Here is a 15319-nt window from a genome sequence, read left to right as displayed (position 1 = left end):
AGAGTATGAATAACTAATTTTAAAGTGGACACCTTTTGAATTACTTCCGAAGGTATCCTTTAATTATGCGTTCTTTTCGTCTTTGTTTCTCACCTTCGCTAGGTAGTAAACGTTAGGACGAGTGTTGATTTCATCTAACACATTGTATGCACGCTCATGTAATTCACCTTCTAATAGTTGGCGAACTTCTGATTCTGGATTGTTCAAGTCACCAAACTTGATCGCACCGCTCGCACAAGCAGAAGCACATGCAGTAGAAACATCTGAGTCAACCAATGGACGGCCTTCTCTCTTCGCGTTTAATTTACCTGCTTGTGTTCTTTGCACACACATAGAACATTTTTCCATCACACCACGAGAACGAACAGTAACGTCTGGGTTTAACACCATCTTACCTAAATCGTTGTTCATGTGATAGTCAAACTCTTCGTTGTTGTGATATTTGAACCAGTTGAAACGACGTACTTTGTAAGGGCAGTTGTTTGCACAATATTTCGTACCGATACAACGGTTGTAAGTCATTTGGTTTAGACCTTCTGAAGAGTGTGAAGTTGCAGCAACTGGACATACAGTCTCACAAGGAGCGTTGTTACAGTGCTGACACATCATTGGTTGGAATACTACTTCAGGGTTACGTGCAGCACGCTCCATCTTAGCATAATCCGTCATTGATGCATTTTCTTCTTCAGTAAACTCATCCTCTGGACGTTGGCTGTAATAACGGTCTAAACGCAACCAGTGCATTTCACGACGGTTAATTACTTCTTGCTTACCTACAATCGGCACATTGTTTTCAATATGACATGCAGTTACACAAGCAGAACATCCATCACAAGAGTTCAAGTCAATCGCTAACCCCCAGTGGTGGTTAGGGTATTCATGAACATCTGCTTGAATTCCGGATACTGAGTTCCATAATAATGCAGCACCTGGCTTGTCATTATTTTCATTATGGCGATCATCTTTGTAACCGTTGTTGTTGATATCCCAAGCAGAAATATCAGTTGCTTTCTCTGGTCCAGAGTAAGTATTGATCATCACGTCATGTCTAGCAGCAGCAGGGTTTTTCACATACTGAGCAAGTGTAGTCTCTTGGATAATAGACTCACGTGACATGATTGTTTCGTGTGTTTGTGTTTGAGCAACATCAACTGAAGCGTCAGTTGCAGCAACAGAAACACCTGAAGTGATCGAGTAGTTTGTTAAACCTTTAGCTCCTAATAATGACATTGCATTGAAGCCAGCAGCTTCCTCAGCAACTTTACCTAAAGATGTTTGTCCGTATCCTAGAGGAACTGCAACAACACCTTGAGCTAAACCTGGCTGCATGATTACTGGTAATTCAAAGCTTCCACCTTTCGTTGCTACCTTAAGTACTTTCTTCTTCGTTTCAAACTCTTTGTGAACGTCTAATTTACGAGCGTCCTCAGGAGTTACAGCTACGAAGTTACCCCAAGTCACTTTAGTGATTGGATCTGGAGTTTCTTGTACATAAGGGTTGTTTGCTAATGTACCGTAACCCATTACAGTCGATGCATAAGCAACAAACTCCCACTCTGAAGTAGTTCTATATTTAGCAGCTACTTTCGCTCCCGCATCAGCAGCGTTGAATGACGCTGAGTAATCAACGCTATCAGCACCCGTGTCGTGGATTGACTTGTAGCTACCTGTATTTTCAGTTTCGAAGATACCGTTGTGTAATGCTCTTACCCAGAACGACTGTGATGATAATTCCTTCGATTGCAACGCAAATACGTCTTTCTGCCAGAATGATTTCACTAGGTCATCATACTCTTCTTCGCTACCTGCCCATGCTAAGAATGAATCTTGAGCTTGACGAGTATCGAAAATAGTATTGATTGTTGGTTGAGCAACACTGAAGTAACCTCTCTTGTACTCTGCATCATTCCAAGACTCCAAGAAATGCTTATCAGGAGTGTTGAAAGTACAAAGTTTAGCAGTAGCATCTAAACGGTCGTTTGTCGCAACTGACAATTTCGCCTTTTTGATACCTGCTGCAATTTCTTTACCTCTAGCGTAATCATAAACTGGGTTACAGTTATAGAAGATTACAGCACCGTATTTTCCAGCTTTCAATGCATCAACAAATGCATTCATCTGAACATCGCTACCTTGACGAGTGTAAAGAGGAGTATTTAAATCAATTGTTTTACCATAGTTACCAAGCATTTGGTTGATACCGTTCACTAAAAGTTGAACGTTAACATCATTAATACCTGAAACTACAACTGATTTACCTTTTGCTTTTAATAAAGCTTTTGCTGCACGAGCAATGTTAGCATCTTTCAATGCACCTTTTACAGTAGCATTTCCAGTTGCTTTCGCAATTGCATTATAAAGAGCAGCTACAGCTACACCTTCCTGAGAAGGTTTTAATGGAGAACGGTAGTCCGCAGCAGCACCTGTAATAGTAAGCATTGTCTCAAAACTGAATACTTGAGACATTTTCTTCTTATTAGGTCCTACTTTTCTGTTTTTAGCGAAATCTTGTGATAAAACACCAGGAGCAACCCAGTTACCTAAGATGTCAGCATTAAAACTTACGATCACATCTGCTTTATCTAAAGCGTATGATGGAACTACAGCTTTACCAAATTGTGCTTTATTTGCTTCAATAATTGCAGAGTTGTTGTCTTGGTCATAAGTTACCAAGTCAGCATTGTATTTACCTGCAAATTGATTTAAAACTTTCTTTGTAGATGGAGATACAATAGTATTTGATACTACTGCTACTTTTCCTGCGGCAGATAAACCTTTGATGATTTCAGCATCAGCTTTCTTCCAAGTAGTGGCAGCACCACCTTTAGAAGGAGCTTTAGCTCTTTCCTCATCATATAAGCCCATGATTGACGCGTTTGCACGAGCAGTGACCGCACCTTGAGAGTACGCTGAGAAAGTGTTACCTTCAATGAAGATAGGTCTACCCTCTCTAGTTTTCACTACAACCGGCATTGCATCAGAACCATTGAAGAATGTAGAAGCGTAATAGTTTGCTACACCTGGATCAATGTTTTCTGGCTTGTTTAAGTAAGGAATCGCCTTCTTCACTGGAGCTTCACATGCTGCTAAAGAAACTGCAGCTACTGAGAATCCCATTACTTTTAAGAAGTCTCGTCTGTTGCTTTTGAATTCACCCTCTGAATTATCTCCGTAAGCATCTTTGATAGTTAGATGCTGAGGGAATTCTTTTTCCGCATATTTTACAAACTCAGGGTCGTTCGTTAGTTGTTCGACGCCTTTCCAATATTCTTTCTTTGCCATTTCTCTATATGTAGAAAATTGTTGAAAGCTTAGTGAACAAAAGGTTCAAAAAGCGACAAATTAATAGTGACATTTTGCACACTCTAAACCACCAATGTCTTTTACTTTCATTGGATCTTTAGAAGTAGCTTCGTGCATTTCTACCATTTTGTCATAATACGCATTACCTTTCGCGTTTACATCTGTCTGACGGTGACAGTCAATACACCAACCCATTGTTAATAATGAGTGTTGTTGTACCACTTCCATTTTCTCGATTTCACCGTGACATGTCTGACATTCTACTCCACCAACTTTCACGTGTTGTGAGTGGTTGAAATACGCTAAATCAGGCAAGTTGTGAACACGTACCCACTGAATAGGTTCGTTGTTTTCAATCGCCGCATAGATTTTTTGAATTTCTGGAGAATTCTGACGGATACTGTTGTGACAGTTCATACAGATGTTCGCTGAAGGAATGTTGGCATTCTTAGACTTTTCTACACCTGTGTGACAGTACTTACAATCAATTTCGTAATACCCTGCGTGAAGTTTGTGTGAGAATTGGATAGGTTGATCTGGAGCATATCCTTGTTGTACTCCGACTGCGAATAAAGAATCAATAGTTACTTTAGCTACAATCATTACGAATACAAAAGAAGACATTCCGATGAAAACTTGGCTTTTGAAAATCGCAGCTAAGCTGAATTTTTCGTTGATGTAAGCTGTGTCGTTTTCGTCTAGTCCTTTTTGTTGTTTTAAATATTGTGTCAATACGTTAGCCAATACGACTAAAACAATTAAAACAATACTTAATAACACTAATAGGCCGATAATTACTCCAACTAATAAGTTAGAACTAACTACCATACCCTCTTGTGGAGCTGCTGCTCCTGCGCCTGCTACATCAGCAGCTGCTTCTGGTTTTGCCGGTCCTTTAATTGTCGCATCCTTTACATATGCTAAAACCTGTAAGATCTCTGCATCTGAAAGATCTTGGTTAGGCATAATAGTAGGCTTAAACTTGTCATAAAGAGCTACTGCGTATGCATCGCCACTTTCAATTGTTTTGCCTGGGTGCTTAATAAAGCTCGTTAACCATTTTACATCACGACGCTCATAAACATTTTTAAGCGCCGGCCCGACGCCTTTTTCGTGTACTTGGTGACAGGAAGAGCAGTTGCCATCGAAAAGCTCCATCCCGGCCGAGATCGACGCTTCATCAGTGGGAATGCCGTCTCCTTGTGCAAACGCTGTTACGCTTGTTAGCAGTAAACCGCACACCACAGCCAATGTGTAGCGCAACCTTAATACACTTCTGCCGATACTCATACCATTGAAGTTTTGTATACTAAAAAATTAGATGAAATATGCAATTGTACATTCGAGTGCAAAGCTAATACGGGGAGCACATATTTCAAACTTGGCATTAAAAACGGCGATCTATTAAAAAATACAAAATTCCACCCACAAAACACTATATATCAACGATTTAATACAGGTAAAATTCAATAAACCACTATTTATAATCATTCCAAATTAAAAAAAAAAATGACATTAGACATCTTTTTGCCCTAAACCCACGTCAGCTTAATACTTTAATAGATGTTAATATTCATAATAAATGAAAATATTGCATTGAGAGATAATAACTTTCTTATCAATCAATATTTACAATTAAATGTTCACAAAGTTTGTTCTAAACCGATTGAAATTTATCTATAGAATGATTTCTATTTTTCTCACGATCACTCCATACCTCACTAATATATCTTAACAAAATACTAAAAATCAATACATTCAACTCCTATGGACTGCTATATCTATTTATGAGGTAACTTATCAAGTTCATATCATTACACATTGAGTTTTCATCTAATATCTATTACTACAGTAATGTTCCTACTCAATACATAAAGTGAAAAATAAATTTACCTCTATCTTCTCTGATTCAAACGCTTTCCCAACCTCCTTTAATCACAAAAAGTGATTTGTGTTTAGAGAAAGGGGATTTGTGTTATTGGGTCATTTACTGAGTAATGATATTTGTAATGTACTCAAACACGAAATAAAATAAGGTTAAATATCAATTTAAATATCATGAAAAACGTAGCATTAATTACTGGAGCATCATCAGGAATTGGAAAAGAGTTTGCTAAAATCCATGCTCAAAAAGGAGGAGATTTAGTAATAGTGGCAAGAAGTCAAAATAAGCTAGAAGAATTAAAAAAGGAGCTCGAAAAGTCTTATGGTATTTCCGTGAAGGTGATAGCTAAGGACCTAACAAAAATTGAGGCTGCTCAGGAAATCTATAATGAAGTAAAATCAAATCTCATTACGATTGAGTACCTAATCAATAATGCAGGATTTGGTGGAGTAGGTAAATTCCATGAGAGAGAATGGGAAAAAGATCTTGCCATGATCAACCTCAATATTACTGCACTCACAGCCTTGACTCGTTTTTTCCTTCCGGATATGGTTAAAAGAAACAGCGGTAAGATACTTAATGTATCTTCAACTGCTAGTTTAATCCCTGGCCCGCTCCAAGCTGTTTATTATGCTACAAAAGCCTATGTCACTTTCTTTAGTAATGCTATTGCTGAGGAGCTTCATGATACCAATATTACAGTAACGGCACTTCTTCCAGGTGCTACGGCTACTGAATTTGCTAAAGTTTCGGGTATGGATAAAACTTCTTTATTCGACAAAACAGCTAGTGCGTACAAAGTGGCATTGGATGGTTATAATGGAATGCTGAAAGGGAAATTGGATGTGATTTCGGGATTAACAACTTCTCAGAAAATTATGACAGCCTTTGCTCCTCTTACACCTAAGAAAATTATATTAAAACAGATTCGTCAGATGCAGGAAACGAAATAAGTTTTTTGAGGGAAAAGGTGTGAGGGGTGAGTTAAAAATGGAAGAGGGAAGAGAATAGTTCGTTTGATGGTCATGTAAAGCATATTTATCTTTTATGAGAACTTTGTATTTAAACTTTTTTCAAACCACCTTAACTCTTAATTCAATGACCTCTTCTTAAGTGATCCTATTCTTAATTGACAAATTGGTAATAGGATTTTTTATGCATAATTGGGTATAAAAAAAGGCCAAGATTTATAAAAATCTTGACCTTTTAGAGGTGCCAGGCGGATTCGAACCGCCGTACGCGGTTTTGCAGACCGATGCCTAGCCACTCGGCCATGGCACCCTGTTTCTTTAAGACGATGCAAAAGTAGCACATGATTTTTTACTTGCAAAACAATTTGATAAAAAATTCTCTAAATAAAATTTAAGTATCTATAAAACATACAATTAAAATATCATTAACTTTCCGTTCTGTTCTAACATTAGATATAAACACATGAAATTAGAAAAGTTTCCGAAGGATTCTTTCGTTATTAGCACGGAAATGGTCCTTCCTAATGATACAAACCCCTTACATAATTTAATGGGTGGTCGATTACTTCACCTCATGGATGTAGTTGCCGCAATTTCGGCCCAAAAGCATTCCAATAGAGTTGTCGTGACTGCCTCAGTAGATAATGTTTCTTTTAAATATTCACCTAAGCTTGGTGATACTGTCACGCTGGAAGCTAAAGTTACAAGAGCCTTCAATTCTTCTATGGAAGTTTTTATTAGAGTATGGAGTGAAAATATTCCCAATGGCACTAAAGTAGAAACCAATACCGCTTTCTTTACTTTTGTGGCCGTTGACCAAACAGGTAGACCTATTATTGTCCCTAAAATTGTCCCTGAAACCGAGAGTGAGAAAAAACTATATGAAGGGGCATTACAAAGAAGAGAGGTAAGGTTGATGATGGCAGGAAGAATGAAGCCTAAAGATGCGAAGTCGCTCCACCAAATGTTGAAAGATGGAATGAATGATGAAGAGGTTAAAGATGAGAGAGAAGAGGTATGAGGTAAGTTATACCATTTTGATTACTGATACTTAAATTATAGCCTTTTATTAAAAGAAAAATCCCCAATTACTCTGGCTTAATCAGAATAATTGGGGATTTATATATATGAAGTATTTCGAAATAAAAGAGTAAGGTAATCTTACCTCTTACCTCAAATTAAAGTCCTTTGAACTGTCCTAAGAAACGAAGGTCGTTTTCTGTGAACAATCGAAGGTCATTGATTTTATATTTCAACATGGTCATACGTTCGATACCCATACCGAATGCGAAACCAGTGTATTCTTCTGGATCGATACCTGACGCTTTCAATACGTTAGGGTCAACCATACCACAACCGCCAATTTCTACCCATCCTGAGTACTTACAGATGTTACACCCTTTACCGCCACATACTGAACAAGAAACGTCTAATTCTGCTGACGGCTCAGTGAATGGGAAGTAAGATGGTCTTAAACGGATTTTTGTATTAGGACCAAAGAATTCTTTTGCGAAGTAGTATAAAGTATCTTTAAGATCTTTGAAAGATACATTCTTATCTACATACAAACCTTCTACTTGGTGGAAGATACAATGTGCACGAGCTGAGATTGTCTCGTTTCTGTAAACTCTACCTGGTGACAAAGTACGGAATGGAGGTTTTTGATTTTCCATTACACGAACTTGTACTGATGAAGTGTGCGTACGAAGTGCAATATCTGGATCTTTTTCAATGAAGAAAGTATCCTGCATTTCTCTCGCTGGGTGGTTTGGAGGGAAGTTCAATGCAGAGAAGTTATGCCAATCATCTTCCACTTCTGGTCCTTCAGAGATATTGAAACCGATACGTTCGAAAATTCTGTTGATTTCTTCACGAACCTTTGTGATTGGGTGAACTGCACCCATCTCGTTAGGGATATTTGGAAGTGTAAGGTCATGATGGTTGATATCATCTGCCTGTAAATCCTCTAAAGCTGTTTGTAATTCATCAAACTTCTCTTGAGCAGCATTTTTAAGTGCATTTACAGTTTGTCCAAAAGTTTTTCTTTCCTCTGGAGCTACTTCTTTCATTTTAGAAAAAAGATCTGCAATAATACCTTTTCTACCTACTACACCTACGCGGAATGCTTCCAACTCGTCTTTCGTTTGAGCTGTTGCTTTCTCTATTTGTTCTTCGATTTTTTTAATCTGCTCAAGCATAATTTCTAAATATATTGACAATGGAGTTTCCTCCATCTTTAATCAAATTCTTTTGGGAAGAATATGCTCTTCCTTTTCAATCTGCAAATTTAATAACTTTATTCACCTATTACACGAGTAAAATCATAAAATGACGATAATCGGCCAAATTTATCCTCATGTTGCCAATTGATAACAAAAAAACACCTTTCCGATAACTCGAAAAGGTGTTTTTTTATAAAGTTTATATCTGTACTGAACTACAAATTAGCAGTTACAGTTTCCGTCTTCACAAGAATCTGCATCACAAACCTCAACTAACTCGATGTCAAAGTTAAGATCTTTACCAGCCATTGGAGAGTTAGCATCAACTTTGATGATCTCTTCAGTTAATTCAACTACAGTTGCAGGAATTGGACCTTGAGGGCTTTGAAGACCGATTTGGTCACCTACGTTAGGGTTCATATCTGCAGGAATATCGCTACGCTTGAATTCGATGATTAAATCTTCTCTAGCAGGACCGTAAGCTTGGTCAGAAGGGATGTTTACAGTTTTCTTCTCACCTACTTTCATACCATCTACAGCTGCGTCGAAACCTGGGATCATTTGTCCCGCACCTAATGTAAATTCGATAGGCTCACCGCGCTCTACTGATGAATCAAATTGAGAACCGTCATTTAAAGTACCAACATAGTGCACTTTTACTTTATCACCTTTTTTTGCTACTGACATTGTATTATCTTTTAACTTAAAGAGCGAACCTACGCTCTAGGGTCGCAAAGTTACTAAGATGTTGATAGTAAACAAGATCTTATTAAAAGATATTTAAAAGAGTTTGATCAGATTATATTTCATTTATAAATAATAGTAAGCGTGTGGTTGTTTTTAGACCTTCTAAGTGATTAAAAAAGAGTGTGTTTAAGGTGAAAAGTAAGTACATTTCAAACTAAATGATTGTCAACTTTTATTCGACCTTTCTACAAGATTTCTATGATCTTTTTAACGCTTTTCCCTTCAAGGCCGGAGAAGTACTACTAAACGAATTGGGTAGAAAGCCTACTAGTGCGAATGTTAAGCTATAGTGCAATTTGTGTCTTATCAATCATTAGAAATCCTCTAATTTCTCAAGAACAAACTTTAAACTGAACACAAAAAGAAAAGCTTAAAATCATTATTCTTGATTCTAAGCTTTCCCAAAAAAAGTTGAATAGAAAATATCCGTATTCATACCACCAAATATGTGATATAATTAAATAGCAATTTTAACCTTCAATTAAATCATTTCAATACTATCACCATAGCTATAATGCATGGAATTTTGAATGAATAGATAATTGCTTTTGGTTATTTTTCAAAGACAATAATCAAACCTTCAGTGTAGCTAAAGCCCCAGCCACCTGTACCGACGTTACTTGAGCTCGCCGAAACTAGTGGAGTAATACTTACTACCTTAAAACCTTCTGCAGCGTGAGCTTGAATACACTCATCTACTGAAAGTGATGTTTCTTCACCACTTACTTTCACTGAACGTAATCTGTCAGAGGTTGTTCTTCTTGACTCTTTTTTTGTTTTTAAATGAACAGTCTTGTACATAATTCTAGGTCTATTTATTAATTCGTTCGCACAATAATAACACTTTTTCGTCACTCATTATAGTTGTTGCAAATAAGTAATCATTGCCTCCCTCTTTCAATTTAAGTTTTTTCCTCAATTGATCCACTGTTTGGGGGAAATTTCTTACCGTTAAATTCGCTTTCATACCTGGAAGTAATTTTTGTAAGGCTTTTTTCTGCACTTGAGATTTTGCCTTAATTTCAAATTTACGTCCGGGGAAATCTTCGATAAGTGCCTCAGAGGTATAAAGATGAGAGTTTGTGCCTAGCTTTTTTAAACTATAATATTGTGCCACACTTTTAAAACCGCCTCCTTTCATTACCGCTGCATTGGGTTCATATAAATATCGTCCCAAAGTTACTGCCAATTCCACTTCTTGGTATTCTTCTTCCTCTAATTGAAATTCAAACTTAGAAATTGGATGATTTTTAGGGAAATCAACACATTGAATAAAGGTTTTACTTTCTGCATTTTTTTCCATTAAAAAAAGCACCTCCTTACATTCATTTTCTACGGCGATGACAAAAACTTTTGAAACTGACTCCAACTCTCTTACACCTTGCTTGATGTCGATCATTGGAGACAGTTTAACCAATATTTTATCTGCTTTTTCAAACAATAATTCTTTCAATGCAATCACATCAGGCTCACAATCAGAAATACCTACCATTTTGTTATTCTGAGCATCTCTTCGAGCTGGATCAAGGTAAATTGCAGTCAAATTAGAAGCATGTGAACGTAACCACTCTACACTATCACCAGCATTTACCTCAATATTACTTTTCCCTAATGCCGCAAAATTAAGCTTAGCAATTTCAGCTAGATCTTCTTGGCGCTCGCAGTAATATACTTTTTGAAAAACATCCGCAAAAGCCCAATCGTCTATCCCCATTCCACCTGTAAGGTCAGCTAAAACCACACCTTGAAAAATGCCGGCTTTAAATTTTGCCGTTTGTTCAGATGAACTTTGCTCTAAAGGTATTTTATTAGGATATACAACATCTTCATTCGAGTACCAAGTAGGCAACTTTTTTTTCGCTTTTTGTCTTGATACTATTTGATGTGCTGCTATTTTACCATCTACTTCTTCTAAAGTCGCTGCTTTAAAAATCACTTTTGAAGGATCTTCATTTTCATGCTCTAGAATAAACTGTTTCGTAGCCTGATTGATCATATATTAGAAAATTGTCTCTCCGTATAACTTTGGTGTTGTTTCTCCTTTCAAAACTCTCCACCCATTAAGGGCAAGGGCTTTCATTTCGTCTTCTCCAGGATAAACATGAACGGGGGCAATATAGTCAACTTTATTTTTAATTTTATCGGTCAACCATTTACCATAAGCCAATCCACCAGTTAATAATATCCCATCTACTTTATTTTCTAATGGTATCACCATAGAGGCTATTTCTTTAGAAATCTGATAGATCATCGCTTCCATTACTTCCCTTTCTTTGGAAGGCTTTTCGATGGCTAGTTCTTCTACCTTTTTAGCGTCAATAGTTCCCAGATAAGCATACATTCCACCTTTTCCTACCAACATTTCCATCATTTGCTGCTGGGTATAAGCTCCGCTAAATGCTGCTCTGATGATGTCTCCAACAGGTAATGAACCACTTCTTTCTGGTGAAAAAGGGCCTGACCCATCCAAAGCTTGATTAACATCAATCACTTTTCCTTTAGCATGAGCTGCTACAGAAACTCCACCTCCAAGGTGTGCAATAATCAGATTAAGGTCTTCATACTTCACTCCTGTCCTTGAAGCATGTTCTCTTGCTATCGCTTTTTGGTTCAATGCATGAAACACTGAAGATTTAGGAAATTTTGGGTGACCAGACATTCTGGCTACTTCTGATAATTCATCAACTACTACCGGGTCAGCAATACATGCTTTGATTTTGAGAGGAGAAGCAATATCAAAGGCAATTTTGGCTGCAAAATTACTTGCATGTTTTTTAGGTGTCTCCTTTAAGTCATGAAGTAAATTATCATCAACTAGATAAACTCCTGAAGGAATAGGCTTACTTAACCCTCCCCTTGCCATAGCAATATCAAGGCTTTCTAAAGCAATATTTTTTTCTTTTAAAAAGGATAAAACTTTTTCCTTTCTAAAGTTGAGTTGTTCCTCTTCTTCTTGAAATTGGGAAAGCTCTTCAGATGAATGTCTTAAAGTCTTTTCTACTATTTCTTTGTCCCCTTCAAAAACGGCCACTTTGGTGGAAGTCGATCCAGGGTTGATTACTAAGATTCTATTATTCATCATTTAAAATTCAATTGATGCTGCAGCCAGGCGAATACTGTTTAATTTCGTTTCCATGGAGTCTGCACGTGAAGTGAGAACAATTGGTGCTTTTGCTCCTAAAATAATAGACGCGACTTTTGCACTCGCAAAGAAAACAAAGGCTTTGTACAATACATTCCCTGCCTCAATATCTGGCACTAATAGTAAGTCCGCATCACCGGCAACGGCTCCTTTAATTCCTTTGTGTGAAGAAGACTCTTGGCTGATGGCATTATCAAAAGCCAAAGGTCCATCAATCTCACAATTTCTGATTTGCCCTCTATTCGCCATAATCGTTAAAAGGGCGGCATCAAGTGTAGCGGGCATTTTTTCATTGACCATCTCTACTGCTGCAAGTGCGGCCACTTTAGGTTTATTGATTCCGATCTTTTGAAGGAAATCAATCGCATTGTTTAGAATACCAATCTTTGTTTCTAAATCAGGAGCGATGTTCATGGCTACATCTGTCAATGCCAACGGTTTGTGATAAGCCGGTAAATCAAACAAAGCAAGGTGAGAAATCACTCTACTCTTCTTTAATCCCCACTCCTTATTCAGCACACCTCTCATTAACTCTGCGGTTGATAAATGACCTTTCATTAAGAAATCCGCTTTTCCATCATGAATTAAGGAAACCGAAATTTTGACCATTTCTTTCACGTCAAAAGCGTGAAAAATCTCCACTTCTTCTCCAAAACTGATGTTTAGATCGTTACAAACCTTTTCGATCTCGTGTTTATTCCCCACCAAAACAGGTTCGATGATATTGGCTGTATAAGCTTTATGTACTGCTTCTAGGGCATTATCGTCTGCTGCTGCACACAAAACTAATCTACGTTTGGCCGTTTGAGCATTTAAAATATCAACTAGTTCAGAAATACTCTTTAGCATAATAAATAATGGTTAGTATGTATATATGTTTGGCTCCAAACCCTTTGGTAATGAAAAGTGTAAATGATCGGTCAGAAGCTATTGCAAGATGTGGAGTATAACACACCTCAACTTCCATTTGAGCTATTACCCTAATTCCTTCGGTTTGGTTGTATATGGTTTCGCAAAGTTACGATTAAATAAGACAGTGTTTATAAAGGAATCACCTCTAAAATAGAATATGATTTCTCAAATTCAGAAACTTTCACTTGTACATGTTCCCCTACCTGACAAGGTAACTCTCCTCTAAACCTTGCCGATAATTTTGTTCCTACTTTAGGGTATCTAGTGACTCCGGGGCCACAACCGTCTAATGATTTCACAAAAAAGATCACTCCACCACCTTCAACTACAAGTACTTCACCATAAAAAACGCACGTTCCCGGTGTCACCTGTAACCCATTATCATCGGCTACTACCTGCCCTTGACTGTCTCCTCCTACAATTTGAATCTGCTGTGATTTACATCCGTAAGCAAATAGAGAAAATGCAATGATAAAAAGATAATTGAGTGTTTTTATTTGGTTGATTTTCATGATGTAAAATAAATCGGTTTATATCAATACAATGTAGATCTGAGGCGAATTTAAGGGACGAAATCGGAATAATAATCATTTTTGCTTTTATTAAGTCGACTGAAACCAAAATGCTATTCTTTTTTAAATGACACTAAAGAAAACATTGAAAGTATTATGAGTACATTTTAAACTAATCTGATTCCCATAACTTTCTCTATATTTGACCTATCACAAATTTTGATACTCTCACCATGAAAAAAGCCTATTTAGGAATTAGCTTTTCCAACAGGAAAAAATTTGATGAGGAAATAGAAACGCTTAGGTCAATTCTTCAAAAAGAGCATTGTGAACTCTTTGTATTTGTAGATCACTATCATTTCCAACCTCATGAAGAAAAAGAAATGATGGCCGCTGCATTTCAAGAAATAGACAACAGTGATGTATTAATTGCAGAACTCACCACAAAAGCGATAGGTGTAGGTATTGAAGTGGGTTATGCTTATGCGAAGAATATTCCAGTGATTTACATCAGAAAAAAAGGAAGTGATTATTCAACTACCGTGAGTGGATGTGCTGATCAGGTTTTAGAATACGAAGATATTATTGATTTAAAAGATAAATTATCAATGTTCATGAAAATATAACTTACTTGAAAATTACATTGAACATTTATTCACACAAAACGACTATCTTTGATCTTTATAAATGCAAACAAACTATTGTACTTAATTTAAAATGAAACACATTTTTATTCTTGGCATCAGCCTTCTCTTCCTATTTTCATGCAATAATGAAAATGACTCTCAACCATTAAAACACATCAGCCGAATTAAGAGTTTTTCAAAAGAAACAGGTGAATTTTTAAACGCTCATGTTGTTACTTATCAACCTGACTTCACTGTACAATCCATTAAGTTTGAAGACCACCCTTTTGCCCCTCAGTATCCAAGTAGTCAGGAAATTGTAAATATTAATTACAATTCAGGTCAACATATTACTGAATATACCTTTGGGTTAAAAAATGGTGAAGGGCAGCATTATCAAGAGGTATATAATTTTTCTGTAACAGATGATAAAATCATTAAATACTCTGATATCACAACAGGGGAAATTGATAACGAACACCTGTTTACTAATGATATCAATAAACCCTTTGTCAAAAAACATTTCAAAGACAATCAAGTCTTCCTAATAGACTTTTTTGAATGGACCGACGGTAACATTACTAAAATCTCAAGATATGTACCTGGAGAGGAAGCGTTGCTTGATACAGAAGCATTCGACCAACAAATTGATAGCTATAGAGACAAAGATCCTGTAAATGTCATTTCCATTCAATACGACAGCAATCCTAAGTTAGCCACTCACTTTGAAGGAATGGACTTTCCACAGATGATCTATAATTTTGATTCCTATAAAACGAAAAATAATCCTCAGCTTATTACAAATACAACTTATGCAAGCGGGATTCCTACGCTACTCTATACTTGGGAGTATAAATTCAATTATGATGAAGATGATTATCCTCTCAACGCTGAGTTATCTATAAAATACGCCTCAGGTTTAGAAGATTACATTAGCTATGAATATTACTATACAGAGAATTAAAATAATATTTTTTTCCACATCACAAGTGTACTACT

Annotated in this window: 13 protein-coding genes and 1 tRNA gene; 4 read left to right on the top strand and 10 right to left on the bottom strand. The window is 36.8% G+C overall.

The window, feature by feature from the left end; all coding sequences use genetic code 11:
* Positions 1–63: 63 nt before the first annotated feature.
* Together IC221_RS10625 and IC221_RS10620 are read right to left on the bottom strand one after the other, a co-directional pair.
* Entirely contained in the window at positions 64–3282 is a 3219-nt protein-coding gene (locus tag IC221_RS10625) for a TAT-variant-translocated molybdopterin oxidoreductase (protein ID WP_188168957.1), read from the bottom strand.
* 60 nt (positions 3283–3342) lie between these two features.
* Positions 3343–4593 carry a c-type cytochrome gene (locus tag IC221_RS10620; protein WP_188168956.1) on the bottom strand — a complete coding sequence of 417 codons (1251 nt, stop codon included), beginning with the start codon at positions 4591–4593 and terminating at the stop codon, positions 3343–3345.
* A 768-nt stretch (positions 4594–5361) separates the two neighbouring features.
* On the opposite strand from IC221_RS10620, the gene IC221_RS10615 reads away from it, so the two are divergent.
* Positions 5362–6141, top strand: a complete 780-nt coding sequence (locus tag IC221_RS10615) for an SDR family oxidoreductase (protein ID WP_188168955.1) — start codon at positions 5362–5364, stop codon at positions 6139–6141.
* Between the two features lie 257 nt (positions 6142–6398).
* On the opposite strand, the gene IC221_RS10610 is transcribed toward IC221_RS10615, so the two are convergent.
* Positions 6399–6469 (bottom strand) — tRNA-Cys (locus tag IC221_RS10610).
* A 153-nt stretch (positions 6470–6622) separates the two neighbouring features.
* Between IC221_RS10610 and IC221_RS10605 the strand changes: the two genes are divergently transcribed.
* Positions 6623–7180, top strand: a complete 558-nt coding sequence (locus IC221_RS10605) for an acyl-CoA thioesterase (protein WP_188168954.1) — start codon at positions 6623–6625, stop codon at positions 7178–7180.
* Positions 7181–7337: 157 nt separating this feature from the next.
* On the opposite strand, the gene pheS is transcribed toward IC221_RS10605, so the two are convergent.
* The 7 genes from pheS to IC221_RS10570 form a co-directional block, all read right to left on the bottom strand.
* Positions 7338–8360, bottom strand: coding sequence for a phenylalanine--tRNA ligase subunit alpha (gene pheS, locus IC221_RS10600; protein ID WP_367397765.1), 1023 nt, complete (start codon positions 8358–8360; stop codon positions 7338–7340).
* A 243-nt stretch (positions 8361–8603) separates the two neighbouring features.
* On the bottom strand, positions 8604–9068 hold the full coding sequence (locus IC221_RS10595; RefSeq protein ID WP_044210040.1) for a peptidylprolyl isomerase: 465 nt from the start codon (positions 9066–9068) through the stop codon (positions 8604–8606).
* 612 nt (positions 9069–9680) lie between these two features.
* Entirely contained in the window at positions 9681–9929 is a 249-nt protein-coding gene (locus IC221_RS10590; protein WP_188168952.1) for a hypothetical protein, read from the bottom strand.
* 10 nt (positions 9930–9939) lie between these two features.
* Positions 9940–11124 carry a class I SAM-dependent methyltransferase gene (locus tag IC221_RS10585; RefSeq protein ID WP_188168951.1) on the bottom strand — a complete coding sequence of 395 codons (1185 nt, stop codon included), beginning with the start codon at positions 11122–11124 and terminating at the stop codon, positions 9940–9942.
* 3 nt (positions 11125–11127) lie between these two features.
* Complete coding sequence (buk, locus tag IC221_RS10580) at positions 11128–12207, bottom strand: butyrate kinase (protein ID WP_188168950.1); 1080 nt, start codon at positions 12205–12207, stop codon at positions 11128–11130.
* A 3-nt stretch (positions 12208–12210) separates the two neighbouring features.
* Positions 12211–13119: a bifunctional enoyl-CoA hydratase/phosphate acetyltransferase gene (locus IC221_RS10575; RefSeq protein WP_188168949.1), complete on the bottom strand. Its 909-nt coding sequence runs from the start codon at positions 13117–13119 to the stop codon at positions 12211–12213.
* Positions 13120–13310: 191 nt separating this feature from the next.
* Positions 13311–13694 carry a hypothetical protein gene (locus IC221_RS10570; protein WP_044210052.1) on the bottom strand — a complete coding sequence of 128 codons (384 nt, stop codon included), beginning with the start codon at positions 13692–13694 and terminating at the stop codon, positions 13311–13313.
* Between the two features lie 233 nt (positions 13695–13927).
* Here IC221_RS10570 and IC221_RS10565 point away from each other — a divergent pair, with 233 nt between their 5' ends.
* Positions 13928–14320: a nucleoside 2-deoxyribosyltransferase gene (locus IC221_RS10565; protein WP_188168948.1), complete on the top strand. Its 393-nt coding sequence runs from the start codon at positions 13928–13930 to the stop codon at positions 14318–14320.
* A 91-nt stretch (positions 14321–14411) separates the two neighbouring features.
* Complete coding sequence (locus IC221_RS10560; protein WP_188168947.1) at positions 14412–15284, top strand: hypothetical protein; 873 nt, start codon at positions 14412–14414, stop codon at positions 15282–15284.
* The last annotated feature ends 35 nt before the right edge of the window (positions 15285–15319 follow it).

It is taken from the genome of Flammeovirga sp. EKP202 (genome assembly GCF_014534745.1).
Taxonomy (GTDB): domain Bacteria; phylum Bacteroidota; class Bacteroidia; order Cytophagales; family Flammeovirgaceae; genus Flammeovirga.
Note: the sequence above shows the minus strand (reverse complement) of the source record. Positions and strands in the feature narration are given on the sequence as shown.

Coding starts and splice junctions, on each gene's coding strand:
- IC221_RS10625 (WP_188168957.1), bottom strand. CDS start 3,282: ATGGCAAAGAAAGAATATTGGAAAGGCGTCGAACAACTAACGAACGAC.
- IC221_RS10620 (WP_188168956.1), bottom strand. CDS start 4,593: ATGAGTATCGGCAGAAGTGTATTAAGGTTGCGCTACACATTGGCTGTG.
- IC221_RS10615 (WP_188168955.1), top strand. CDS start 5,362: ATGAAAAACGTAGCATTAATTACTGGAGCATCATCAGGAATTGGAAAA.
- IC221_RS10590 (WP_188168952.1), bottom strand. CDS start 9,929: ATGTACAAGACTGTTCATTTAAAAACAAAAAAAGAGTCAAGAAGAACA.
- IC221_RS10595 (WP_044210040.1), bottom strand. CDS start 9,068: ATGTCAGTAGCAAAAAAAGGTGATAAAGTAAAAGTGCACTATGTTGGT.
- IC221_RS10570 (WP_044210052.1), bottom strand. CDS start 13,694: ATGAAAATCAACCAAATAAAAACACTCAATTATCTTTTTATCATTGCA.
- IC221_RS10585 (WP_188168951.1), bottom strand. CDS start 11,124: ATGATCAATCAGGCTACGAAACAGTTTATTCTAGAGCATGAAAATGAA.
- IC221_RS10605 (WP_188168954.1), top strand. CDS start 6,623: ATGAAATTAGAAAAGTTTCCGAAGGATTCTTTCGTTATTAGCACGGAA.
- IC221_RS10575 (WP_188168949.1), bottom strand. CDS start 13,119: ATGCTAAAGAGTATTTCTGAACTAGTTGATATTTTAAATGCTCAAACG.
- buk (WP_188168950.1), bottom strand. CDS start 12,207: ATGAATAATAGAATCTTAGTAATCAACCCTGGATCGACTTCCACCAAA.
- IC221_RS10565 (WP_188168948.1), top strand. CDS start 13,928: ATGAAAAAAGCCTATTTAGGAATTAGCTTTTCCAACAGGAAAAAATTT.
- IC221_RS10560 (WP_188168947.1), top strand. CDS start 14,412: ATGAAACACATTTTTATTCTTGGCATCAGCCTTCTCTTCCTATTTTCA.